1 protein-coding gene is annotated in these 2,233 nt (G+C 76.5%); it reads left to right on the top strand.

Annotation, left to right across the window (positions count from 1 at the left end):
• Positions 1 to 2,233, top strand: a 2,233-nt coding sequence (locus ACN6LD_RS42130) for an acyltransferase domain-containing protein (RefSeq protein ID WP_445045930.1), incomplete at both ends; no start/stop codon positions are given.

Below are 2,233 nucleotides of genomic sequence, written 5' to 3'. Positions count from 1 at the left end.
GTCGCAGCAGCGGGTGATCCGTCAGGCGCTGGCGAACGCGGGTCTGTCGGGCGCGGACGTGGACGCGGTGGAGGCGCACGGCACGGGCACCAGGCTCGGGGACCCGATCGAGGCGCAGGCGCTGCTGGCCACCTACGGGCGCGAGCACACGCCCGAGGAGCCGTTGTGGCTGGGGTCGTTGAAGTCGAACATCGGTCACACGATGGCGGCCGCGGGGGTCGGCGGTGTGATCAAGATGGTGATGGCGTTGCGGCACGGGGTGCTGCCGCGCACGCTGCACGTTGCGGAGCCGACCGCGCGGGTGGACTGGGCGGCGGGAGCGGTGTCGTTGCTCGCGCAGGAGCGGGCCTGGCCCGAGGTCGGGCGCCCGCGCCGGGCGGCCGTCTCCTCCTTCGGGATCTCCGGCACGAACGCCCACCTGATCCTGGAACAGGCGCCCCCGCAGGAGACGACCGCCGACCGAGCCGACGCCGCTGCTCCCGCCGTCGACACTGCTCCCGCCGACCCTGCTCCCGCCGCCGACCCTGCTCCCGCCGCCGCTGCTGCGGCCGCCGCCGCTGCTGCGGTCGCCGACACTGCTCCGGCCGCCGACCCTGCTGCGCCCGCCGACACTGCTGCGGCCGCCGCCGGGCAGGCTGCGACTGCGGCGGCAGCGGCTGGTGCGGTGCCGTGGGCGCTGTCCGCCAAGACCCCCGCCGCGCTGCGTGAACAGGCCGCCCGCCTCGCCGGGTTCGCCGCCGAGCACCCCGGCGTGGACGCGGCCGCCATCGGCTCCGCGCTCGTGCGTCACCGCACCGTCTTCGACCACCGGGCCGTGCTCGTCGGCGCCCACCGCGACGCCCTGGTCCGCGGCGCGAGGGCGCTCGCGGAGCCCGACTCGCCCCTCCAGGCCGCCGTGCCGGGCAAGACCGTGTTCGTCTTCCCGGGCCAGGGCTCGTACTGGGACGGCGTCGCGGCGCCTCTGTACGCCCAGGCGCCGGTGTTTCGGGCCCGGCTGCAGGAGTGCGCGCGGGCGCTGGCGCCGCATGTGGAGTGGGATCTGCTGCAGGTGCTGCTGGGGGAGGGCGACGGGGACGGGGCGTTGTCGGAGCGGGTGGACGTCGTCCAGCCGGCGCTGTGGGCGGTGATGGTGTCGCTGGCGGAGCTGTGGCGTTCGTTCGGGGTGGCGCCGGACGCGGTGGCGGGGCACTCGCAGGGGGAGATCGCCGCGGCGACCGTCGCCGGCGCCCTGTCCCTGGACGACGCCGCGCTGGTGGTGGCGCTGCGCGGCAGGGCGATCACCGAGATCGAGGGCGCCTGCGGCATGCTGTCCGTCGCGCTGCCCGCCGGCGCCGTGCGCCCCTACCTCGCCGGGCACGCCGACGACCTGGAGATCGCGGTCGTCAACGGGCCCTCCTCGACCGTCGTCTCGGGCACCACCGGCGCCCTCGACGAGCTGGCCCGGGCCCTGGAGGCCGACGGCGCGCGCTGCCGTCGCATCGCCACGACGTTCGCCTCGCACTCCCGTCACGTCGAGCCCATCCGCGAGCGCGTCCTGGACCTGCTCGCGCCGATCACCCCCCGCACGAGCCAGACGCCCTTCTACTCCACCGTCACCGGCGGGCCGATCGACACCGCCGGCCTGGACGCCGCGTACTGGTACCGCAACATGCGCCGGACCGTGGAGTTCGAGAAGACCACCCGGGCCCTGCTGGCCGACGGACACACCGCCTTCGTCGAGTGCGGCGCCCACCCGGTCCTCGCCCAGGGCATGCAGGAGACCTTCGAGGACGCCGCGCCCACAGCGCCCACAGCGCCCGCCGCAGACGGAGCCGGCGGGTCGGGCGGGTCGGGCGGGGCCGGCGGGTCGGGCGGGGCTGTGGCCGTGTCGGTGCCGACGCTGCGCCGCGGCCAGGGCGGCATGGACCGTTTCCTGACGTCGCTGGGCCAGGCGTGGGAGCGCGGCCTGGACGTCGACTTCGGGCCCGCCCTGTCCTGGGCGGGGGAGCCGGCCGATCTGCCCACCTACGCCTTCCAGCGCAGCCGGCACTGGCTGGAGCCCGCCCGCCGCGCCGCCGACGTCTGCGCCGCGGGTCTGGCCGCCGCCGGTCACCCCCTGCTCGGCGCGGTGACGAATCTGGCCGGCACACGGAGCGTGGTGCTGTCGGGGCGGCTGTCGCTGACGTCGCACCGCTGGCTGGCCGACCACGCCGTGGCCGGGACGGTGCTGCTGCCCGGGACGGCGTTCGTGGAG

The organism is Streptomyces sp. SAS_272 (assembly GCF_052543235.1).
The sequence above is the reverse complement of the archived record's forward strand: the minus strand, read 5'-3'. Positions and strand labels throughout refer to the sequence as shown.